The sequence below is a fragment of the Pseudomonas mendocina genome, assembly GCF_003008615.1.
GTDB classification, from domain to species: Bacteria; Pseudomonadota; Gammaproteobacteria; order Pseudomonadales; family Pseudomonadaceae; genus Aquipseudomonas; species Aquipseudomonas mendocina_C.
Genome location: NZ_CP027657.1, coordinates 2,913,234 through 2,936,095, shown reverse-complemented (window position 1 = coordinate 2,936,095; position 22,862 = coordinate 2,913,234). Strand labels below are relative to the sequence as shown.

Below are 22,862 nucleotides of genomic sequence, written 5' to 3'. Positions count from 1 at the left end.
TTACTGGAACAACTTTATAGACACATAGGGTCGTGTTGTGACCAATAATTCACAAAAAGTCACCAAGTGCTTGACCTGAAAACACCCTGCCAAAAAGCCAAAAATGGCCGTGACCATTCGTCTGCAAAGTGCCTATTCACGACTCGGTGCCAGCTTGACCGCGCCCCGCCGCTGCCCGGCACTGCGAATGCAATTACGTCCAGCCGCTTTGGCGCTGTACAGCGCCTTGTCCGCCTCCTTGATCACTTCCTGCGGACTACGCTGCTCAGCCTGACGCTCGGCAACACCCATGCTCACGGTCACCGAGACTTCGCTAGCCGCCTTGCCGGCACGGCGCTGCTTACCCTCCTGGTCGTCATGCGGCCGACTCTGTTTGTCACGCAGTTGCATGCGGTACTGCTCGATGGCCAGGCGTACCGCCTCCAGGTGCGGCAAGCACTGCTCCAGGCTCTTGCCTGGAAACAGCAGGGTGAATTCCTCACCGCCATAGCGATACGCCTTACCGCCACCAGCGACCTTGCGCAGTTGGCTGGCAACCAGGCGCAGCACCTGATCGCCGACGTCATGGCCGTGGGTATCGTTGAATTTCTTGAAGTGGTCGACGTCGACCATGGCGATCACATAATCGCGGCCCAGGCGCTGCAGACGCTCATTGAGCGCACGTCGCCCAGGCAAACCGGTCAGCTCGTCACGGAAGGCCATCTGGTAGGCCTCATGCGCAACTGCGGCGACCAACATGAGCATCACCATGCTGATCATCACCTGCAGCGCATTGGCCAGGATGAACACCTGCGGCAGCATCCACAGCAGCCCGAGAAGTCCCACCAACTGCGCAGCATGCAGCGGCCGCGGGCGACGCAAGTACTGCACCAGCAGCGCGATGAAAGCGACCAGGAATGCCAGGTACACCAACTGCGCCAGGCTCATCCAGGCGCCGTGCAGGGATGGCCAGTGAATCTGCGCCAGCCAGTCGGCGATCCCTTGTGGATAACGCCGCCCCAGGCCGAAAGCCACCGCGCTGACCGCCAACAGCACCAACGCGCGGGCGAAGATGTCCTGCAGCAGATGCGAGCGCTCCTCCCAGCAGCCATAGAGCGCGTAGAGCAGTGGCAGCAGCAGGCAGATCAGATGGAAAACCAGCGCCGCGTCGTCACGCACCTGCCCGCTATCGCGAAAGTGGTCGATCTGGATGTCCAGCAGGAAGTAGCTGACATACAACACCAGCAGCAGAAAGACTTCACGCTGGCGGCCATAGACCAGACAGAACGCGCCGCCGAGCAGCAACAGCAAAGTCGGCAAGACATTGAACAGGGAGATGAAGAATTCGCTCAGCACCGGCAAGCGTGCAGCTACCAACCCGCCGACCAGCAAAGGCAACGACGAGTAGAAATGGCTGAGGCGCAGATTGGCCGGACGGATCACGCTGGCATCCCGAACGAGAGATGAAGGCATTCTGCCTGCTTCGACTCTTGAAAACAGCGACAGGATGCGACATTCACTTCAATGCCCAGTGCAAAAACGACAACGCCGCCCCTGAGGGCGGCGTTGTGGTTCAACCGATCAGGACTCAGAAGCCCAGAGCGAAATGCTCTTCTTCCATATCCATCAGGTTGTTGGCACCGGACAGCATGGCTTCGACATGCATGCGGGTACGCGGCAGGATGCGCGCGAAGTAGAAGCGAGCGGTCTGCAGCTTGGCCTTGTAGAAAGCCTCATCGTCAGTACCAGCAGCCAGCTTCTCGGCAGCCAGACGCGCCATGTCGGCCCAGAAGTAGGCCAGGCAGGCGTAACCGGAGTACATCAGGTAGTCCACGGAGGCGGCACCGACTTCCTCGCGATCTTTCATCGCGGCCATGCCGATCTTCATGGTGATGTCGCCCCACTCCTTGTTCAGCTTGGCCAGCGGCTCGACGAATTCCTTGACGGCGTCGTTGCCTTCGTTGGCCTGACAGAACTTGTGCACGATCTTGGTGAAGTTCTTCAGAGCGCCGCCCTGAGTCATCAGCACCTTGCGGCCCAGCAGGTCGAGTGCCTGAACGCCGGTGGTGCCTTCGTACATCATGGAGATGCGACAGTCACGCAGGTTCTGCTCCATGCCCCACTCGCTGATGAAGCCGTGGCCACCGTAGATCTGCATGCCATGGGAAGCGGCTTCGAAGCCCACTTCGGTCATGAAGGCCTTGGCGATCGGGGTCAGGAAAGCCAGCAGCTCGTCAGCGGCTTTCTTCTCTTCTTCGTTCTGGCTGTGCTGAACGATATCCACTTGCTTGGCAGTGAAGTAGACCATGGCGCGGTTGCCTTCGGCGAACGCCTTCATGGTCAGCAGCATGCGGCGTACGTCCGGGTGCACGATGATCGGGTCAGCGGCTTTTTCCGGCGCTTTCGGGCCAGTCAGCGAACGCATCTGCAGACGCTCGCGAGCGTACTTGATGCCACCCTGAAAACCGACTTCGGCGTGAGCCAGGCCTTGCAGCGCGGTACCCAGACGAGCGGTGTTCATGAAGGTGAACATGCAGTTCAGGCCTTTGTTGGCCGGGCCGATCAGGAAGCCGGTCGCACCGTCGAAGTTCATCACGCAGGTGGCGTTGCCGTGAATACCCATCTTGTGTTCGATGGAGCCACAGGAAACGGCGTTGCGCTCGCCTACGCCACCTTCGGCGTTGGGCAGGAACTTCGGCACGATGAACAGCGAGATACCCTTGGTACCAGCCGGTGCATCGGGCAGGCGGGCCAGAACGATATGGACGATGTTGTCGGCCATGTCGTGCTCACCAGCGGAAATAAAGATCTTGGTGCCGGTGACCTTGTAGCTACCGTCAGCCTGCGGTTCGGCCTTGGTGCGCAGCATGCCCAGGTCGGTGCCGCAATGCGGCTCGGTCAGGCACATGGTGCCGGTCCACTCGCCGGAAACCAGCTTGGTCAGGTAGGTGTGCTTCTGCTCGTCGGTGCCGTGAGCGCTCAGGGTGTTCATCGCGCCATGGCTCAGGCCGGGGTACATGCCCCAGGACCAGTTGGCCGAACCGACCATCTCGCTGACAGCCAGACCGAGCGATTCCGGCAGGCCTTGGCCGCCGTGCTCGACGTCATGAGCCAGGCTCGGCCAGCCGCCTTCGACGAACTGCTGATAGGCCTCTTTGAAGCCGGTCGGGGTTTTCACACCGGATTCGCTCCAGGTGCAACCCTCGGTGTCACCCACACGGTTCAGCGGTGCCAGAACCTGCTCACAGAACTTGGCGCCTTCCTCGAGGATGGCATCGACCATGTCTGGAGTGGCGTCCTGGCAGCCAGGGAGGCTCTGGTAGTGCGCTTCGTAACCCAGCAGTTCGTCGCGAACGAAACGAATGTCACGCAAGGGGGCCTTGTAGTCAGGCATAACGGTAAACCTCTGCGGTGGATTCCTAGTTGTTAGGGGGACCGGCTTGTCGGTCGCTTTTGGGATTACTCCCAGTTGCCTGGCCACTAGGTTGCGGCCAAAGCAGTCAAACAGGCGTTTGAAACATACGTTTACGCCACCCCCTTGTCAAGCACTGCCAATCGGCCGACTACGCGACCAGATCGATGCTCGGCTGCGGCGCGGATGACTCACCCAAACGCCGATACAGATCAAGATTAGGCGCTGACGGCAGAGGCTGCTGCGTCGGTGAGGAGGGTTGCTCCTTCACCTGCTGAGAGTCGTCACGCTCCTTGCGCGCCTCCACCGCGGCGATGGCCTCTTCGCGACGCTGTTCAGCCAGTTCTACGCGCGCCTGAGCCGCCTGCGCCTGAGCTAGAGCGGCTACACGCAAATCCTGTGGCGAGGGTTCGATGGGCGCGAGCGCAGCGCGCAAGACGATTTCCATCTTGCGCAGCGTCGCCTCAGGGTCGTTGGGGATGGGCGCGGTATCGATGCTGACTTCACCGGAGACGGCGTAACTCTGACCATCCGGCCCACGCTTGAATCCGTAGGTGGGCGCGCCAGCATATTGCCCGCCAACAGCGGCATGCGCCTGCTCGTGAGTCCTGACTTCGCGATCACGCTGTACCAGATCAGCGATTTCCAGCTGTTGCCGACGCAACTCCTGCGGGCTGGCCTCACCATTGCCTCCAGCGCCATCGGCCGGTGCTCGATCAGCCTCTTCACGTTCGGACGCGGGGGAATCCGCTTGCTGCTCCTGTGGCGCAGCAACAGGTGCCTGATCGGCACGAGCAATATCGGGGGAAACATCAGGCGACAGCGACCTGGCCGGCGCAAAAGAGGGTGCAGGAATGAAAGACGGCAGGCTGTTGCCGATCTGCATGAGCGTCCTCCTGCCCTGCTGCGGGCCGCCTCCGCGCGGCCAGGGTGAAACGGCTTATGCGCGGGTGTCGATCAGCGTTCCCAGAACCTCGTCGGCAGTATCGACGACACGCGCATTGGCGCGCACTTCGTTCTCGCCCACGCGCAACGCCACGAGGCTTTCCGTCAGGTCAGGGCGATCACGCTCCGTGACTTGCGAACTGGCATTGACCTGATTCTGCGGCGGAGTCTGGCTGACTTGCTGCGACGGATTGATGGTGTTGCTGGCGATATCACTGGCAGCCTGATCGACACGACGCTGACCGGCCTGGATACCGCTCAACCCCGAATTGAATGCATTGGTGGAGATTTCCATCTACGGCTCCCAGCGGGAATTAGAACCTTATGTACATCATTGAAGCAGAAATCGGCTAAAAAACGTACAGACAAAAGGCTATGGTCAGTCTGCTGTTTATTACCAGCCAGCCAGCAACTCGAGATCGAGGTGCCTCGCAACCGCTTCAGCCGATGCATCCGGCAGACGAGGTACGCGCCCCAGACAGGGTGCCGGCATACGCTCGGCAAGCGTTGCCAGATTCTCTTCAAGACGCGCAGTGTGCGGGTCGACGATATTGGCGACCCATCCGGCCAATGTCAGACCGTCACGCTCGATGGCCTCGGCACTGAGCAGCGCATGGTTGATACAACCGAGGCGCACGCCAATGACGAGGATCACCGGCAACCCCAGAGCAATGGCCAGATCCGAAAGGTTTTCCTCACCGGCTAGCGGTACGCGCCAGCCGCCGGCGCCTTCCACCAGAGAAAAATCAGCACCCTGGGCGAGGACGCCTCGGACAGGCTCCAGCAGGCTGCTGACATTCAGCGTAACGCCTACCTCACGCGCAGCCAGATGCGGGGCAATGGCCGGTTCGAAGGCCAGCGGGTTGATCTCTTCATAACGCAGCGGCAACGAACACTGCGCGAGCAGTGCCAGCGCGTCGTCGTTGCGCAGCCCTTCGGCAGTTCGCGTGCAACCGGAGGCTACCGGCTTGGCCGCCGCAGTGCTCAAACCTCGCAGGCGCGCCGCATGCAGCAGGCCGGCAGCGATGGTGGTCTTGCCGATTTCTGTATCGGTGCCCGTCACAAAGTAGGCATGGGCCATGGCAGCTCCTCGATCAATGCACGGTATGCGCGAACAACTAAAGCGGCTTTTGCAAAACGCCGTACACCACATGATAGGTAGCCGGCAGCCCATCGGGCTGGCGAAAGCGCTCGTAGGCCTCGATCAGTGCACGAATGCGCGAGCGCCCCGTCAGCCCGCCCGGACGACCCGGGTTGAGATTGTGCGCGCCGAGATCCTTCAGCGAGGTGGTCAGGCTACGCAAATCAGGGAAGTGCAGAACTTGCGCTTCACGTTGCAGCGCCAGCACCTGCAGGCCACTGACCGTGCACATCTGCCGGTAATCCTGGAAATGGCGGAAGCGATTGACGTGGACGAAGCCGTCGACCGCCAGCCAACTGTCACGCAGCTCCTGCAACGTGCCCACGCACAGGCTGGAAAAGGCCAGCACACCGCCGGGACGCAGCACGCGACTTGCTTCGCTCAATACTCCCGGGAAGTCCGAACACCATTGCAGCGCCAGGCTGGAGAACAGCAGATCGACGCTAGCATTCTGCAAGGGCAGAGATTCGGCGTCGCCGGCGATAAAGTGTACGGCGCCACCTCGCGGCCTGGCGTGCTGCAACATGCCTTCGGCGATATCCACAGCCAGCCCTTCGCCCTGAACGTAGCGCTCAGCCAACGCGCGCGTGAAATAGCCCGTGCCGCAGCCCAGATCCAACCAACGATGCGGCTGCAGCGACGCCGGCAAGCGCGCCAGCAATTGCGTGCCGACGTTGCGCTGCAACTCGGCTACCGCGTCGTAGCTCGCGGCCGCCCGGGAGAAGGACGCCGCGACCTGACGTTTGTCCGGCAACGCCGCATCACCGTGGGGTGCGCCATGCGCACCAAGAGGCTGGTGAAGCTGGTGCGCACCACCTAACAGGCTCCGCGACACCTCAGGATGTTCAGACATCGTTGGCCTCGCGGATAAAATCGAGCATCACCGTTGCCAAGGTATCCGTCTGGTCGAGCACGAAGGCATGACCGCAATCTTCCACCACGTCCACTTCGCCAGTTGGCAAAAGCGCCAGCAGTGCTTCAGCGGCCGCAGCAGGCACCAGCGCATCCTGCTCGGCCAGCAGGTGCAGTTGGGGCCCGGCAAAACTGGCCAGCGTGGTGCGATTGTCGAGGTTCGCCAGCAGGCGCAACCCGGCCAGCAAAGAGGCCTCGTCGCTGCACGCCAGATTGCCTTGCAGCTGTCGTGACAGGCCGCGCGCATCTGCGCAGCCCTGAGCACAGAGCATGGCGAAGCGCTTGAGGGTAGCGCCGGCGTTCTCCTGGCAGCCCTGATAGAAAGCTGCATAGGTCTGCGCCGGCATTGCCGTCGACCAGGCATCGCTGGCGACGAAACAGGCATTGCTGGCCAGGGTGATCAGGCCAAGGCAGCGCTCGCCGCGACGGGTAGCCAGGGCGCTGGCCAGCATGCCGCCGAGCGACCAGCCGGCCAACCAGCAATCATGCGGCAGACGCGTATCGAGCTCGTCGAGCCAATCGGCAGCCGCTGCGCTGCTCAGTCGCGGCAGGGCCGGCACCTGCACCTGAATTTCGCCGCCCAGCGCCTCGGCCAGCGGTTGCAGCACGGCACTATCCAGGCCCCACCCCGGCAGCAGGATCAGCTTCTCACGCATCGGCCTGCACCTGTGGCCAGCATTCGGCCAACGCATCGAGCAGACGTTCGAGCTGTGCATCGCTGTGCGCAGCGGACAGCGTCACGCGCAAACGGGCGCTGCCAGCCGGTACGGTTGGTGGACGAATCGCGCCAACCAGCAGACCACGCGCCTTGAGCAATGCCGACAGCTTGAGCGCACGCGCGCTGTCGCCCACCAGAATCGGTTGAATCGGCGTGGGGCTGTCCATCAGGCTCAGACCAATCTCGGCAGCGCCCTGCCGAAAGCGCGCGATCAGTCGGTTCAGATGCTCCCGACGCCAGTTTTCGCTGCTCAGCAACTCCAGGCTTTTCAGCGTGGCGCAGGCCACGGCCGGCGGCTGGCTGGTGGTATAGATATAGGGGCGAGCGAACTGGATCAGGGTTTCGATCAGTTCCTCGCTGCCGGCGACGAAGGCGCCGGCGGTACCAAAGGCCTTGCCCAGCGTGCCGACCAGAACCTGCACATCATCCTGGCCCAGACCGAAGTGCTCGACGATACCGCCACCGCTGGCGCCCAGCGGGCCAAAGCCATGGGCATCGTCGACCATCACCCAGGCCCCGGCGGCACGCGCCTCGGCACACAATGCCGGTAGATCGGCCAGGTCGCCGTCCATGCTGAACACGCCATCGGTGACCACCAGGCTGTTGCCCGTGGCCTTGCGCAAGCGGTTGGCCAGGCTCACAGCATCGTTGTGCAGGTAACGGGAAAATCGCGCGCCGGAGAGCAGGCCCGCATCGAGCAGCGAGGCGTGGTTGAGGCGATCCTCCAGCACGCTGTCGCCCTGCCCAACCAGTGCGGTGACGACGGCCAGGTTGGCCATGTAGCCAGTGGAAAACAGCAGCGCACGCGGCCGACCGGTGAACGCGGCCAGAGCCTCCTCCAGCTCATGGTGCGGGGTGCTGTGGCCAATGACCAGGTGCGATGCACCACCGCCGACGCCCCATTTCTCAGTGCCCTGCTGCATCGCGCGAATTACCTCGGGGTGATTGGCCAGGCCGAGGTAGTCGTTGGAACAGAAGGCCAGCAGCTCTTGACCATCAGCCCTCACCTGCGGCCCTTGCGGGGTCTGCAACAACGGACGCTGACGGAACAGATCGGCAGCCTGACGCTCGGCCAGGCGAGCAGCGAGATCGAAAGACATTACGCAGTACCTGTAGGCGCGAACGCATGGGCGAACAGGTTCGCGCCTACGTTGAGAGATCAGGCCGAGGCGGCGTTGTAGAACAACTTGGAGTCGCGCTGCTCGACCAGTGCCTGCTCGATGGCGGCCTGGTGCACCTCGTCGGCATGCTCCTCGCGCTCTTCGGGCTTGATGCCAAGGCGCTTGAACAGGGCCATGTCCTTGTCCGCCTGCGGGTTGGCGGTGGTCAGCAGCTTCTCGCCGTAGAAGATCGAGTTGGCACCGGCCATGAAGGCCAGGGCCTGCATCTGCTCGTTCATCGCTTCGCGGCCAGCGGACAGGCGCACGTGGGATTTCGGCATCATGATCCGTGCCACGGCCAAGGTGCGGATGAAGTCGAACGGATCGACATCCTTTTCCTCGGCCAGCGGCGTGCCCTTGACCTTGACCAGCATGTTGATCGGCACACTCTCCGGGTGCTCCGACAGGTTGGCCAACTGGATCAGCAGCCCGGCGCGATCGTCCACCGACTCGCCCATACCGAGGATGCCGCCCGAGCAGATCTTCATCCCCGCCTCGCGCACGTAGGCCAGGGTCTGCAGGCGCTCGCCATAGGTACGGGTGGTGATGATATTGCCGTAGAACTCCGGTGAGGTATCGAGGTTGTGGTTGTAGTAGTCCAGCCCCGCCTCGGCCAAGGCAACGGTCTGTTCCTGATCCAGACGGCCCAAGGTCATGCAGGTTTCCAGGCCAAGCTTCTTCACGCCCTTGACCATCTCCAGCACGTAGGGCATGTCCTTGGCGGACGGGTGCTTCCACGCCGCGCCCATGCAGAAGCGGGTCGAGCCGATAGCCTTGGCCTCGGCAGCGGCCTCCAGCACCTTCTGCACCTCCATCAGCTTTTCCTTGTCCAGGCCAGTGTTGTAGTGACCGGACTGCGGGCAGTACTTGCAGTCTTCCGGGCAGGCACCGGTCTTGATCGACAGCAGGGTCGAGACCTGGACACGATTCGGGTCGAAGTGCTGGCGATGGACGCTCTGCGCCTGGAACAGCAGGTCGTTGAAAGGCTGCTCGAACAGCGCGCGAACCTCAGCGAGGCTCCAGTCGTGGCGGGTGGTGATTTCAGCGGTTGCGCTCATCTGAGAAGTCCTTCGACGCTTGGTGGCATCTGTTGTCAGGCCCACAGGGGGCATTCAGGCTTTGGCCATCATAAGTGGCGATTGGATGCTGTCAACCACGATAAAGACACAGGTTTACATTTGATCATTTATCAACCAATAGAACTTATGTCATGGCACAAGGCCAAATGCTTACCCCTCCAACAGGATGCTCTGCATGCAGGTAGAAGGTTTTTTCGAAGGGCTCGGCGAAGCGCTGGGCCGCGCCATCCGCTTCATCGTCGACATGCTGTCCGGCGTGCTGGGTGCCATGGCCGATGCCATCGATGATTTTCTCCATGGCCTGGCCAGGGCCATCGGTATGGATGTATCGATCTTCAGCATCATCCTGCTGATCATTGGCTTGCTGTTTCTTTTCAGCGGCGTTCGCTCGTTGTTGCGCGGCTCGATCATCGGCGGGGTGATCTGGCTGTTTCTCGGGTTGGTAGTGATGGGCTGGCTCATTCGCTGAGAGCCAACTAGGCTCAGGGCTTTCGCTCACGGACGAGCTGCCATGCCTCCACTCGATCTGTCATCACTGCAACGCCCTGCCTGGCTATGTCAGCGCCGCCACTGCCAGCTTTGCGACGAAGCCACCGATCACCCCACGCACAACATCTGCACGGCTTGCGAATCCGAACTGCCCTGGCTCGGTGCGCACTGTCAGGTCTGTGCGGTTCCGCTACCCGCTCACGACCTGATCTGCGGGGCCTGCCAATCAAAGTCGCCGAGTTTCACCCGCGTGGAAGCGCCCTGGCGCTACGCCTTCCCGATCGACAACCTGATCACTCGCTTCAAACACCAGGCGCAATGGCCATACGGTCGCCTGCTCGCCGAGCTATTGGCCGAGCATCTGACGCATGCCTACGACGAGGGGCTGCCGCGCCCACACATGCTGCTACCTGTGCCCCTGGCACGTCAGCGCCAGCGCCGTCGCGGCTTCAACCAGGCGCAGATGCTTGCCGACTGGCTTGGCACCAGCCTGAACCTGCCGGTTCGCGCTGACTGGCTGCAACGCCGCGTGGACACGCCCGCACAGCAGGGATTGGACGCCGCCACGCGCAAGCGCAACCTGCGCCAGGCCTTTACCCTGGAGAGCAACGCCAGGATCACCGGCTGCCACCTGGCGCTGATCGATGATGTGCTCACCACCGGCGCGACTGCTGGCATTCTTGCCAACCTGCTGCGCCGAGCAGGCGCCCTGCGCGTCGATGTCTACTGCCTGGCCCGTACGCCACGACCGGGCGATGGCTGACTTGACGTGCCAAGCGCAGTCACGCACCGTGCCCGGCACTGCCCGCAGCCGCTCAGAAGCCATGTCACAACTCGATCCCCTAGCCCAATTGCTCAGCCGCCGCCCGAAACGCCTGGCCCTGCTGGAGCAGATCGCCGAACAGGGCTCCATCACCCGTGCAGCAAAGGCCGCCGGCCTCAGCTACAAGGCCGCCTGGGACGCCATCGACGAGTTGAACAACCTCTCCGAACAACCGCTGGTCAGCCGCAGCGTCGGCGGCAAGGGCGGCGGCGGTGCGCACCTGACGCCCGCAGGTGAGCGTCTGCTGGCATTGCACCAACGCCTGCAGGCGCTGCAAGCGCAGGTGCTGCAAGCCGTCGATGATGATGCCGACCTGCAATTGCTCGGTCGCCTGATGCTGCGCACCAGCGCACGCAACCAACTGGCCGGACGCGTCTGCGCCATCGTCGCGCAGGGCCACAACGATCTCATCGCCATCGAGCTGCCCGGCGGTGCGCGCCTGCAGGCACAGATCACCCGTGACAGTACCGAGCGGCTGCAACTGGACATCGGCAGCCCAGTGGTCGCTCTGATCAAGGCGGGCTGGCTGAAATTGCACCCCGCCTCGTCTGCCTGCGCAGATCTCGATAACAGCCTGGAAGGGCAGATCGAACAAATCCTGCCCGCCAACGACGGCCCCAGCGAAGTCCGTATCGCCCTGGCCAACGGCCAGACACTGTGCGCGCTGGCTGACGCCGAACATCTGCAACGTCTGGGACTGGAAGTTGGCGCCCCGGTGAACACGCAGTTTGCCGCCAGCCAGGTACTGCTCGGCACGCAACTGTAGGGCGGGTGCAACCCGCCAGCGAGCTCAACGGCGGGTTGCACCCGCCCTACGCCACGCGCAAGCCGTTAGACTGTGCAGCCAGTCATACGGAGCCGCTCATGAGCCACCCCTTTTCCACCCTCACCCCGGATCTGGTGCTCGATGCCGTGGAGAGCCTCGGCTATCTCAGCGACGCCCGCGTACTGGCGCTCAACAGTTACGAGAACCGCGTCTATCAGGTAGGCATCGAGGGCGAAACACCGCTGATCGCCAAATTCTACCGGCCGGATCGCTGGAGCGATGAAGCGATCCTTGAAGAGCATGCCTTCAGCCTGGAGCTGGCCGAACATGAGGTACCGGTAGTCGCACCGCTGGCGCGCGATGGCGAAACGCTGTTCAAACACGGGGGTTTTCGCTTCGCCCTGTTCCCGCGTCGCGGTGGCCGCGCACCGGAGCCGGGCAATCTCGACCAGCTCTATCGCCTCGGCCAGTTGCTCGGGCGCATGCATGCCATAGGCGCCAGCCGCCCCTTCGCTCATCGCGAAACCCTGGCGGTGGATAACTTCGGCCACGCCGCCCTGGCCTCCTTGCTCGAGGGCGGTTTCGTGCCACGCAGCTTGCTACCGGCTTACGAGTCGGTAGCGCGCGATCTGCTCGCACGCCTGGATGAACTGTTCGCCCGCGTGCGCTACACGCCGATTCGCCTGCACGGCGACTGCCACCCTGGCAACCTGTTGCACCGCGACGACGCCTTCCATGTCGTCGACCTCGACGACTGCCGCATGGGCCCCGCGGTACAAGATCTGTGGATGATGCTGGCCGGCGAGCGTCATGAGCGCCTCGGCCAACTGGCCGAACTGGTAGACGGTTATCAGGAGTTCCACGACTTCGCTGCCCGCGAACTGCCGCTGATCGAAGGCCTGCGCGCCTTGCGCCTGATGCACCACAGTGCCTGGATCGCGCGGCGCTGGGACGACCCGGCCTTTCCCCTGGCCTTCCCCTGGTTCGCCGGCGAACGTTACTGGGGCGACCAGATTCTCGCCCTGCGTGAGCAGATGGCAGCACTGGATGAAGAGCCATTGCGACTTTTCTGAGACGTAGCCCGGATGCAATCCGGGCTGCAATTCCCGGATTTCATCCGGGCTACGCCCATATCGGTATTACACGCGGCAAGCCCGGACATGACCGATACAGTTGTGCACACCGTGTAAAGTTTGCCTTACGACTTCCCCGATGCCTCGGTATACGGAAAAAACCGAACGAACAGACAACAGCAGAGCACGACGCTTAAAATCTCACGCCCCCTCAGCTGCCCTGACCAAGGATCCTCAATGGCCACCGCCAACCCGCAACGCGGGTACATTCTGGGCCTTACCGCCTATGTCATCTGGGGACTGTTCCCCATCTACTTCAAAGCCATCCAGCACATCCCGTCACTGGAGATCATCGTCCACCGCGCCATCTGGTCGGCGCTGTTCGGTGCCATCCTGCTGATGCTGTGGAAGCATCCGGGCTGGTGGCGCGAGCTGCGTGAACACCCCAAACGCTTGCTGGTGCTGGCTGGTTGCGGCCTGCTGATCGCCAGCAACTGGCTGGTGTACGTGTGGGCGGTGAACAACGAACGCATGCTCGAGGCCAGTCTGGGTTACTACATCAACCCGCTGATCAACGTGTTGCTCGGTCTGTTGATCCTCGGCGAGCGACTGCGCCGCCTGCAGTGGGTCGCTGTGGGGCTGGCCGCGATCGGTGTGGCGCAGCAGGTGTGGCAAGTGGGTAGCCTGCCCTGGGTGTCGCTGGTGCTGGCGCTGACCTTCGGTTTCTACGGGCTGATCCGCAAGAAGGCGCCCGTCGCCGCCCTGCCCGGCCTGGTGGTGGAAACCTGGCTGCTGTTGCCAGTGGCCCTGGCCTGGCTGGCCCTGCACCCGGCGGCGATGAGCAGCCAAGCGGAGTTCTGGAGCAGCTCGCAGTGGCTGTGGCTAGCCGCTGCCGGCCCGATCACGCTGATCCCACTGGTGTGCTTCAACGCCGCTGCGCGCCACCTACCCTACACCACCCTGGGCTTTCTGCAGTACATCGCACCGACCCTGGTGATGCTGCAGGCGATCTTCCTGTTCGGCGAGCACTTCGACCCGGCCAAACTGATGGCCTTCGCCTTCATCTGGGCCGGTCTGGCGGTATACAGCCTGGATATCTGGCTGAACCTGCGCAAACGCCCGGCCGAGTGAACGACCGGTGCGCGCGACGCCCTGTAGGGTGCGCCGCGCGCACCGGCTTTACCACGTGATTGAACAGAAAACGCTCACCGGCCGCCAAGCCGCACCACGCATGGCATGGCGCCTTCCACCCCCGGCTTATCCACAGAATCATCCCCGGCATTTGTGCACAAGCCTTTGATCCTGTTGATTTTTTAGCCGCCCAATGAAAAGCCCCGGCACACTAGGCAGTACACCGGGGCTCCCCAGTTTATCCACAGGGTGATCCACGCAAGCCGTGGATATCCGCTGCGTCAGTCTTCCTGACGCAGATTCAGCTCCACCATCAGGTCATCGGCGAGGGTTTCCAGGCGCGCCTGCAACTGCTCCAGCGCCAGAGTCTCCGGTACCGCCAGCAGCGCCTCGGCCGTGAACAGCAACTCACCACTCATCGGCGCTGGCGTCACCTCGGTGAGCAGGTTCTCCAGGTTGACGCCCTGCTCGGCCAGCACACGGGTGATATCGCGCACGATGCCGGGGCGGTCGTTGCCTACCAGCTCCAGCCGAATCGACGTGAAACGCCGGCCTGGTTCACTGCCGCTGGCCGCCAATTGCACACGGATACCCTGCGCGCTCAGCGCCTCCAGCTCCTTGATCAGGGCGCCATGCGCTTCGGCCGGCACGTCCACCCGTACGATCCCTGCGAACTGGCCTGCCATGCGCGCCATGCGGCTTTCCAGCCAGTTGCCACCATGGGCCGCGACGCTGCCAGCCAGACGTTCGACCAACCCCGGTTGATCCTCGGCAATCACTGTCAGTACCAGATGATCCATGTACTACCTCACTCGTTCACAGGACTCGGAAAGGTCAGCGACTCAGCGCCAGCCAGTAGGTGTAGAACTGCTCGTCGCGCACATAACCCAGGCGCTCGTACAGCCGCTGCCCGGCCAGATTGGTTTTCGCCGTCTCCAGCTGCAGACCGCAGGCGCCAGAGGCTTCGGCATGGACACGTGCCGCGTTCATCAGCGCCTCGCCGACGCCGCCACGCCGAGCCGTTTCGTCGACATACAGATCACTGAGCAACCAGGCCGGTTCCAGCGCCAGCGAGGACTGCAAGGGATAGAGCTGCACGAAGCCCTGCGCCACGCCCTGCTTGTCGCGGGCGATGAGCAACTGCGAATCGCCGCGCTGCAGGCGCTGGCCCAGGAAGGCGGCGATGTCCGCCTCGTCGCGTGGTACCTCGTAGAAACGCAGATAGCCCGCGAACAAGCGGGTGAGATCGTCCAGATCATCGGCAACGACAGCGGATACGGGCATGGCAGACTCCTGAAAGGTTCAGCGCAGTATAGGCGAGGTCGCGTAGGCCATATTCGGCGGGTTGTCAGTAGCCCGATCAATTAATCGTGTACGTTTTTACGAATTTTATGAAACAATGGGTCACTATTTTGCACACACAATGTATCGAACGTGACTGCAAATAGTCTTTTGGTCGCAGACTGACGCAACCCCACTGCATTTCCCCAGAATCTTGATGTAGTATGCCGCGCCTCGGACTACAAGACGGCGACTCCGTCTCCGACGGGCCTTCTGGAAAGTTAGGCGAGGCGCTCGGCGCATGGCGAATGCAGGCCAGGAAGCGGATTTCACAGACGCTCCACGGCCGCTTTCAGTGCAGCGCTGACGACACACGACTGTATGGATACAGACGGTAAGGCGACGCAGGAAGGCAAAGCCAAGGTGGTTTTTAGAGGTGCCCGAAGCGGCTATCGAGTAAAGCTCAGAGAGTGAGGCAAGTGATGACTGAACGCGTTCAAGTCGGTGGCCTGCAGGTCGCCAAAGCCCTGTACGACTTCGTGAACAACGAAGCCATCCCCGGTACCGGCATCGCTGCCGACAAGTTCTGGGCCGGTGCCGCTGCGGTCATCAAGGACCTGGCACCGAAGAACCGTGCCTTGCTGGCCAAACGTGACGAACTGCAAGCGCAGATCGATGCCTGGCACCAGGCACGCAAGGGCCAGGCCCATGACGCTGCTGCCTACAAGGCCTTCCTGCAAGAGATCGGCTACCTGCTACCCGAGCCTGCCGACTTCCAGGCCACCACCAGCAATGTCGACGAAGAGATCGCCCGCCTGGCCGGCCCGCAGTTGGTCGTGCCGGTGATGAACGCGCGCTTCGCCCTGAACGCCTCCAACGCCCGCTGGGGCTCGCTGTACGACGCCCTCTACGGCACCGACGTGATCAGCGAAGAAGGCGGCGCCGAGAAAGGCAAGGGTTACAACAAGGTACGTGGCGACAAGGTCATCGCCTTCGCCCGCGCCTTCCTCGACGAAGCCGCGCCGCTGGCCGCTGGCTCGCACGTCGATGCCACCGGCTACGCCATCGTCGGCGGCCGCCTGGTCGTCGCCCTCAAGGGCGGCAGCAACAGTGGCCTGCGTGACGACGCACAGCTGGTCGGCTACCAGGGTGACGCCAACGCGCCAATCGCCGTACTGCTCAAGCACAACGGCCTGCACTTCGAAATCCAGATCGACCCGAACAGCCCGGTCGGCAGCACCGATGCCGCGGGCGTCAAAGACGTGCTGATGGAAGCCGCGCTGACCACCATCATGGACTGCGAAGACTCCGTGGCTGCCGTCGATGCCGACGACAAGGTCGTGGTCTATCGCAACTGGCTGGGCCTGATGAAAGGTGACCTGGCCGAGGAAGTCTCCAAGGGCGGCAAGACCTTCACTCGTACCATGAATCCGGATCGCGTCTACACCAAGGTCGACGGTTCCGAGCTGACCCTACATGGCCGTTCGCTGTTGTTCGTGCGTAACGTCGGCCACCTGATGACCAACCCGGCCATCCTCGACGCCGAAGGCAACGAGATTCCGGAAGGCATCCAGGACGCGCTGTTCACCAGCCTGATCGCTATCCACAACCTCAATGGCAACACCACGCGCAAGAACACCCGCACTGGCAGCGTGTACATCGTCAAGCCGAAGATGCACGGCCCGGAAGAAGTGGCCTTCGCCAGCGAAATCTTCTCCCGCGTCGAAGATACCCTGGGCCTGCCGCGCAACACCCTGAAAGTCGGCATCATGGACGAAGAGCGTCGCACCACCGTCAACCTCAAGGCGTGCATCAAGGCCGCCAGCGAGCGCGTGGTGTTCATCAACACCGGCTTCCTCGACCGTACCGGTGACGAAATCCACACCTCCATGGAAGCTGGCGCCGTAGTGCGCAAGGCCGCCATGAAGAGCGAAACCTGGATCGGCGCCTACGAGAACAACAACGTCGACGTCGGCCTGGCCACCGGCCTGCAAGGTCGTGCGCAGATCGGCAAGGGCATGTGGGCCATGCCGGATCTGATGGCCGCCATGCTCGAGCAGAAGATCGCTCACCCGCTGTCCGGCGCCAACACCGCCTGGGTACCCTCGCCGACTGCCGCTGCCCTGCACGCCCTGCACTACCACAAGGTCGACGTGTTCGCTCGTCAGGCCGAGCTGGCCAAGCGTACCCCGGCGTCGGTGGATGACATCCTGACCATTCCGCTGGCCAAGGACACCAACTGGAGCCAGGAAGAGATCCGCAACGAGCTGGACAACAACTCGCAAGGCATCCTTGGCTACGTGGTGCGCTGGATCGACCAGGGCGTGGGTTGCTCCAAGGTGCCGGACATCAATGATGTCGGCCTGATGGAAGACCGCGCCACCCTGCGTATCTCCAGCCAACTGCTGGCCAACTGGCTGCGCCACGGTATCGTCACCGAAGCGCAGGTGGTCGAGAGCCTCAAGCGCATGGCACCGGTGGTCGATCGTCAGAACGAGAACGACCCGCTGTACCGCCCGCTGGCACCGGACTTCGACAACAACATCGCCTTCCAGGCTGCCCTGGAGCTGGTGGTCGAAGGCACCAAGCAGCCCAATGGCTACACCGAGCCGGTGCTGCACCGCCGTCGTCGCGAATTCAAGGCCAAGAACGGTCTGTAAGTCGCGCGACAAGGCACTACAAAACGTAGTGCCCGAGCATGAAAAAACCGCCCTCAGGGGCGGTTTTTTCATGGGCCGTGGATAACTGCAAGTGGCAGTACCTACGTTGGCATGGCCCGGCGGACTGTTCGCTCGCGCTACGAGCGGTCGGCGCCCCGATCCGCCCTACAACCTAACACCAGGGTTACCCCTGACATAGAGCGTACCGGGCGGCGATCCGTGCGCAAAGCAGTACGCCGCTATTGTGCCGCCTTCTCCGCCGTTGCCCCTGTGGTGTTGCCCAGCAGGCTGGCGGTCGCCGTCTGCACGAAGGCCGAGAGTTTGCGCTCCAGGTCACTGCGCGCCTGAGCGTCATCGATCACCTCTGCACGGGCGTCATGGCCCAACTGGTAACGGAACAAGCGCGCCTCGCGATCACGCGGCTTGATCAGAATCCGCTCACCGGTCACCAAGCCAACCGTCTGGTCGCTGCCGGACGGCTTGATCACCGCCAACCCCTCATCGCCCGGTGGCAGCGCCAGCAGGTCACGGCCCCAGCACTGCTGCTGCACCGGCTGGCCAAGGCGGCCCATGATGGTCGGCACCACATCGATCTGGCTGCCGACGGTGCTGCTGCTGCCACCAAAGGTTTCCTGCACGCCGGGGCCGATCAACAGCAGCGGGATACTGAAACGCGACAGATCCATCTCGGTGATCTGTTCGTCGTTACCGAACCCATGGTCACCCAGCACCACGAACAGGGTGTCCTTGAAATAAGGCTCCTGGCGCGCCTTGGCGAAGAACTGGCCGAGTGACCAGTCGGCGTAGCGCATCGCGGTCAGGTGCTCGTCCAGCGAGCCATGGCCGGTGACACGCTCGACCGGCAGGCTCGAAGGCAGGGCATAAGGCGTGTGGTTGGACAGCGTCTGCAGCAACGCATAGAACGGTTTTCCCTGGCTCCCAAGGCGCGCCAGTTCGTCAGCACCACGGGCGAACATGTCCTGATCGGACACCCCCCAGGTCGGGTCGATGAATACCGGATCGACGAAATCGTCGCGGCCGACGAAGTTGCGCATGCCCTGGTTGGCGAAGAAGCCGGACTGGTTATCCCAGGAGAAACTGCCGTTGTACACGTAGACATCGTCATAGCCCCGGGCACTAAGCAGTTGCGGCAAGCCGGAGAACTGATGGCCGCCCTCGGGCATGCGCATCAGGTATTCGAACGCCGGCAGGTTGGGGAAGCAGGCCATGGTGGCGAACATACCCTGGTGGGTGTGGGTGCCGTTGGAAAACACGCGTTGGAACAACAACCCTTCTTTGGCAAGCGCATCGAAATTCGGCGTGATGCCATCGCGGTTGCCCATGGCGCCGATGTAGCGACCGGCCATGCTCTCCATGAGGATCACCACCACATTGCGCACCTGCGGCAACTGGCCTTCGGCAGGCGGCGTGTAAACGCGGCGCACGGCGGCCTGGTCGGCGTCGATCAATCGATCACGCGGGGTCAGCAACATGTCGCGGGTGACCTGCAGCGCCTCGGCAGCTGGCAGGGTGGCCTTCCAGCTATTGTCGCGATGATCGGAGAAGTAGTTCGAGGCCGCGTCCACCAACGTCAGGGTACCGTTGAGCCCCAGATGATTGGCGAACATGGAATCGGTGGTATAGGCGTCGCCCCAGCGCAGCGGCGGGCCGGAACGCAGGGTGCCGCGCGCAGCCACGACGCAGACCAGCAGGAACAGCACGAATACCGCCGTACGCGCCGGCCAACGTGGGGCGACGGCATGCTCAGGAGCCCGCGTGGCGCGCTCGATACGGCGGAACAGCCAGGCCAGCAGCAGCGTCGCCAATGCCCAGACCAGCAGCAGGCGCACCACCGGGAAGCCATTCCAGATCATGCTGGTGACCGTGCCCAGATCCTCCTGCATGTACTGGAACACCAGACTGTTCAGGCGCTGGTGGAATTCCCGATAGAAGTTCAGTTCGACCACGGCGAAGAACAGGCACAGGCTGGTAGCGAAGGTCAGCCAGGCCACGTGCAGACGCCGCGCCCGCATCGCTCGCACACTGAGCAGCGACAGGCTCAGCGGAACGCACAGGTAGACGATCAGGCGCAGGTCGAAGCGTGCGCCATTGACAAAGGCTTCGACGAAGGTGGTGCTCGGCGTGTCGGCGATCAGCGCGTGGTTGTAGGCCAACAGCCCGGCACGGGCCAGGGCGAAGAGCAGCAACATGCACAGGGCACTGCCCAGAATGAATGCCAGATGACTGCCGATACTGATGGATGTAGCCGGTCTGCCTGCTAGTGAGGATGACTGCATTGGACTGCCTTGCGATTCTGCGGAGAGCCTGGCCTGCCGGGCGACGGAAGCGACACGGCATCAGGGGTCACCAGTGTGCATCAGTAGACGTTAAAATTTCGTCAAATGAGAAGAATTTTCGTCTCAAGCAATACCCCTACTACTTATGTGCAATGGGCAAGGTACGCAGGCCTGGCCACACTGGCATTCTCCCCAAACCACGAGGCCGCTCCATGAGCAAAGCGGACGCGCTCTCCCAGGCCGGCAAAACGGCTGTACTGCAGAACATCCACGGCACCATGGAATTCCTGCAGAAATTTCCGCCGTTCAACCAGATGGACACCGCCCACCTGGCCTACCTGGTCGAGAATTGCCAGTTGCGCTTCTACGATGAAGGCGAATCGATCATCAAGCCGAGCGACGGCGTGGTCGAGCATTTCTACATCGTCAAACAGGGCCGGGTGCACGGCGAACGACCGCACTCGGCCAGACGCGGCACCGAGACCACCTTCGAGATCACTGCTGGCGAGTGCTTTCCCCTCGCCGCGCTGATCGGCGAACGTGCCACGCGCACCGAGCACCTGGCTGCGGAAGAGACGTTCTGCCTGCTGCTGGCCAAGCACGCCTTCATCAAGCTGTTCGCCATTTCCAACCCCCTGCGCGACTTCGCCCTGCGTGGCGTCAGCAGCCTGCTCGATCAGGTCAACCAGCAGGTGCAATTGCGCGCGGTGGAAACCCTCGGCGCACAGTATTCGCTGGACACGCGCCTGGGTGAGCTGGCCATGCGGCAGCCCATCGGTTGCACTCCGGATACGCCACTGCGCGATGCCGTGCGCCTGATGCACGAGCAACATGTCGGCAGCATCGTGATTCTCGATGACAAGCGCCATCCGCTTGGCATCTTCACCCTGCGCGACCTGCGCCGGGTCGTGGCAGATGGCATCGACCTGGCCCAGCCAATCGCCAACCTGATGACCCACCGCCCGTTCTACCTGGCACCGGACGCCAGCGCGTTCGATGCCGCCATCGCCATGACCGAACGGCATATCGCCCATGTCTGCCTGGTAGAGAACGAACAACTGTGCGGGGTGATTTCCGAGCGTGACCTGTTCAGCCTGCAACGTGTGGATCTGGTGCACCTGGCGCGCACCATCCGCCATGCCGGCAAGATCGAGACCCTGGCCGGGCTGCGCAGCGACATCCGCCTGCTGGTCGACCGCATGCTGGCCCACGGCGCCAGCTCGACGCAGATCACCCACATCGTCACCCTGCTCAACGACCACACCGTGTGCCGGGTGATCGAACTGACCCTCGAAGAAATGGGCGACCCCGGCATTCCGTTCACCTGGCTGTGCTTCGGCAGCGAAGGGCGCCGTGAGCAGACCCTGCATACCGATCAGGACAACGGCATCCTCTTCGAAGCAGCCGACGCGGCCGAAGCAGCCCTCATTCGTGGACGGCTGTTACCACTTGCCGCAGAAATCAACCAGCGCCTGGGCCGCTGCGGCTTCACCCTGTGCAAGGGCAACATCATGGCTGGCAACCCCGAGCTGTGCCTGTCGCGCCAGGAGTGGTCACGTCGCTTCAGTCGCTTCGTGCTGGAAGCCACCCCGGAAAACCTGCTGGGTTCGTCGATCTACTTCGACCTGCGGGCGATCTGGGGGCCGCTGGATGGCTGCGAACAACTGCGCCATGAATTGCTTCTGCACGTGGGCGACAACAACCTGTTCCAGCGCATGCTGGCCGAAAATGCGCTGCGCCAGCGCCCACCAGTCGGACGTTTTCGCGACTTCGTGGTGGCCCGCTCCGGAGCCGACAAGGACACCCTGGATCTCAAGGTGCAAGGTCTGACGCCCTTCGTCGATGGCGCGCGCTTGCTCGCCCTGGCCAATGGTATTGGCGCGGTCGGCACGCTGGAGCGACTGCGCGCACTGATCGCCAAGGGTGTGATCGACGCCCAGGACGGCGCAGCTTTCGAAGAGGCCTATCACTTCATTCAACAGACGCGCATGCAGCAACACCAGTTGCAGGCGCGCGACGAGCGCCCCTACTCCAACCGACTCGACCCGGACAGCCTGAACCTGCTGGATCGACGTATCCTGCGCGAATCCTTCCGCCAGGCCCAGCGCCTGCAAAGCAGCCTGGCACTGAGGTATCAGTTATGAGCAAGTTCAACTGGTTCAGCGGCCGCGGCCCGGCCCTGACCCAGCAGCAGTTGGAGCGCCGCCAGGCCCTGGCCGAACCCGCGCCCCTCGACGAGCGTCCGCTGCGCGAGCAGCGCTTCGTCGTGCTCGATCTGGAAACCACCGGCCTCAACATGCGCCGCGACCTGGTCTTGTCGATCGGCGCGGTGGTGATCGAGAACGGTGCCATCGACCTCGGCCAGCAGTTCGAACGTACCCTGCATCGCCCGGATCATCACGCCAGCGCCAGCACCCTGATTCACGGCATCGCGCCGGGCGAAGTGGCCCGCGGCGTCGACCCTGCCCAAGCACTGCTGGATTTCATGGAGTTCGTCGGCGACAGCCCGTTGCTGGCCTTCCATGCCGAGTTCGACCGACGCATGCTGGCTGGCGCCCTGAAACAAAGCCTGGGCTATCGCCTGCAGCATCGTTTCTTCGATGTCGCCGAAATCGCCCCGCTGCTCTGTCCGCAATCACGTATTCGCCAGGGCGGCCTGGACAAGTGGATCACCGAGTTCGGCCTGCAGGTGCAACAACGTCACCACGCCAGCGCCGATGCCCTGGTCACCGCCGAGCTGAGCCTGATGCTGTTCAGCAAGGCTCGCCGCCAGGGCGCGGACAGTTTGATCGAGCTGGAGCGTCGCCTCTCCAGCCGCCGTCGGCGCCAGCAGGCAATGTCGCTCTGACCCTATCTCCACGCCAGGTACACGCGCTCTTGTCCAGCTGAGCTGTCGCCTGACCAGCGCCCGGTGCGCGCAGCGCACCATACTCCTTGAGCGCTCGCAAGTTGATCCCCCAGTAGGGTGCGCCGTGCGCACCGAATCCCACGCATTC

Annotated in this window: 20 protein-coding genes; 8 read left to right on the top strand and 12 right to left on the bottom strand. The window is 62.9% G+C overall.

Annotated elements, in window-relative coordinates; translation table 11 throughout:
* Positions 1-132: 132 nt before the first annotated feature.
* From C7A17_RS13660 to bioB, 9 genes are all read right to left on the bottom strand, one after another.
* Complete coding sequence (locus C7A17_RS13660) at positions 133-1,452, bottom strand: GGDEF domain-containing protein (protein WP_394337040.1); 1,320 nt, start codon at positions 1,450-1,452, stop codon at positions 133-135.
* Positions 1,453-1,567: 115 nt separating this feature from the next.
* Positions 1,568-3,373 carry a phenylacyl-CoA dehydrogenase gene (locus C7A17_RS13655; protein ID WP_106738552.1) on the bottom strand — a complete coding sequence of 602 codons (1,806 nt, stop codon included), beginning with the start codon at positions 3,371-3,373 and terminating at the stop codon, positions 1,568-1,570.
* A 169-nt stretch (positions 3,374-3,542) separates the two neighbouring features.
* The gene (locus tag C7A17_RS13650) at positions 3,543-4,277 is read right to left on the bottom strand and encodes a putative metalloprotease CJM1_0395 family protein (protein ID WP_106738551.1); all 735 of its coding nucleotides are present in this window, start codon (positions 4,275-4,277) and stop codon (positions 3,543-3,545) included.
* Positions 4,278-4,331: 54 nt separating this feature from the next.
* Positions 4,332-4,631: a hypothetical protein gene (locus C7A17_RS13645; protein ID WP_106738550.1), complete on the bottom strand. Its 300-nt coding sequence runs from the start codon at positions 4,629-4,631 to the stop codon at positions 4,332-4,334.
* A gap of 99 nt (positions 4,632-4,730) precedes the next feature.
* On the bottom strand, positions 4,731-5,417 hold the full coding sequence (gene bioD / locus C7A17_RS13640; protein ID WP_106738549.1) for a dethiobiotin synthase: 687 nt from the start codon (positions 5,415-5,417) through the stop codon (positions 4,731-4,733).
* 37 nt (positions 5,418-5,454) lie between these two features.
* The gene (bioC, locus tag C7A17_RS13635) at positions 5,455-6,330 is read right to left on the bottom strand and encodes a malonyl-ACP O-methyltransferase BioC (protein ID WP_106738548.1); all 876 of its coding nucleotides are present in this window, start codon (positions 6,328-6,330) and stop codon (positions 5,455-5,457) included.
* Positions 6,323-7,045, bottom strand: a complete 723-nt coding sequence (locus C7A17_RS13630; RefSeq protein WP_106738547.1) for an alpha/beta fold hydrolase — start codon at positions 7,043-7,045, stop codon at positions 6,323-6,325. Before C7A17_RS13630 ends, bioC begins: the two co-directional genes overlap by 8 nt.
* Positions 7,038-8,207, bottom strand: coding sequence for an 8-amino-7-oxononanoate synthase (gene bioF / locus C7A17_RS13625; RefSeq protein ID WP_106738546.1), 1,170 nt, complete (start codon positions 8,205-8,207; stop codon positions 7,038-7,040). The genes C7A17_RS13630 and bioF overlap by 8 nt, the downstream gene beginning before the upstream one ends.
* 59 nt (positions 8,208-8,266) lie before the next feature.
* Positions 8,267-9,325: a biotin synthase BioB gene (gene bioB / locus C7A17_RS13620; RefSeq protein ID WP_106738545.1), complete on the bottom strand. Its 1,059-nt coding sequence runs from the start codon at positions 9,323-9,325 to the stop codon at positions 8,267-8,269.
* 196 nt (positions 9,326-9,521) lie between these two features.
* Between bioB and C7A17_RS13615 the strand changes: the two genes are divergently transcribed.
* The 5 genes from C7A17_RS13615 (at position 9,522) to rarD (ending at position 13,628) form a co-directional block, all read left to right on the top strand.
* On the top strand, positions 9,522-9,815 hold the full coding sequence (locus C7A17_RS13615) for a hypothetical protein (protein ID WP_106738544.1): 294 nt from the start codon (positions 9,522-9,524) through the stop codon (positions 9,813-9,815).
* A 42-nt stretch (positions 9,816-9,857) separates the two neighbouring features.
* Complete coding sequence (locus C7A17_RS13610; protein ID WP_106738543.1) at positions 9,858-10,598, top strand: ComF family protein; 741 nt, start codon at positions 9,858-9,860, stop codon at positions 10,596-10,598.
* A 61-nt stretch (positions 10,599-10,659) separates the two neighbouring features.
* Complete coding sequence (locus tag C7A17_RS13605; RefSeq protein ID WP_106742922.1) at positions 10,660-11,424, top strand: TOBE domain-containing protein; 765 nt, start codon at positions 10,660-10,662, stop codon at positions 11,422-11,424.
* A 98-nt stretch (positions 11,425-11,522) separates the two neighbouring features.
* Positions 11,523-12,497 carry a serine/threonine protein kinase gene (locus tag C7A17_RS13600; RefSeq protein ID WP_106738542.1) on the top strand — a complete coding sequence of 325 codons (975 nt, stop codon included), beginning with the start codon at positions 11,523-11,525 and terminating at the stop codon, positions 12,495-12,497.
* Between the two features lie 237 nt (positions 12,498-12,734).
* Positions 12,735-13,628 carry an EamA family transporter RarD gene (rarD, locus tag C7A17_RS13595; RefSeq protein ID WP_106738541.1) on the top strand — a complete coding sequence of 298 codons (894 nt, stop codon included), beginning with the start codon at positions 12,735-12,737 and terminating at the stop codon, positions 13,626-13,628.
* Positions 13,629-13,909: 281 nt separating this feature from the next.
* Here rarD and C7A17_RS13590 read toward each other — a convergent pair whose 3' ends face one another.
* Positions 13,910-14,428 (bottom strand): glycine cleavage system transcriptional repressor, encoded by a 519-nt coding sequence (locus C7A17_RS13590; protein WP_106738540.1) that lies wholly within the window; start codon positions 14,426-14,428, stop codon positions 13,910-13,912.
* A gap of 34 nt (positions 14,429-14,462) precedes the next feature.
* Positions 14,463-14,912 (bottom strand): GNAT family N-acetyltransferase, encoded by a 450-nt coding sequence (locus tag C7A17_RS13585; protein ID WP_106738539.1) that lies wholly within the window; start codon positions 14,910-14,912, stop codon positions 14,463-14,465.
* Positions 14,913-15,391: 479 nt separating this feature from the next.
* Here C7A17_RS13585 and C7A17_RS13580 point away from each other — a divergent pair, with 479 nt between their 5' ends.
* Positions 15,392-17,569, top strand: coding sequence for a malate synthase G (locus C7A17_RS13580; RefSeq protein ID WP_106738538.1), 2,178 nt, complete (start codon positions 15,392-15,394; stop codon positions 17,567-17,569).
* Between the two features lie 239 nt (positions 17,570-17,808).
* Here the strand turns inward: C7A17_RS13580 and C7A17_RS13575 are convergent, their stop codons facing one another.
* Positions 17,809-19,866 (bottom strand): LTA synthase family protein, encoded by a 2,058-nt coding sequence (locus C7A17_RS13575; protein WP_106738537.1) that lies wholly within the window; start codon positions 19,864-19,866, stop codon positions 17,809-17,811.
* A gap of 212 nt (positions 19,867-20,078) precedes the next feature.
* Here C7A17_RS13575 and C7A17_RS13570 point away from each other — a divergent pair, with 212 nt between their 5' ends.
* Entirely contained in the window at positions 20,079-22,010 is a 1,932-nt protein-coding gene (locus C7A17_RS13570) for a putative nucleotidyltransferase substrate binding domain-containing protein (protein ID WP_106738536.1), read from the top strand.
* Entirely contained in the window at positions 22,007-22,714 is a 708-nt protein-coding gene (locus C7A17_RS13565) for a 3'-5' exonuclease (protein WP_106738535.1), read from the top strand. Before C7A17_RS13570 ends, C7A17_RS13565 begins: the two co-directional genes overlap by 4 nt.
* Positions 22,715-22,862: the final 148 nt, after the last annotated feature.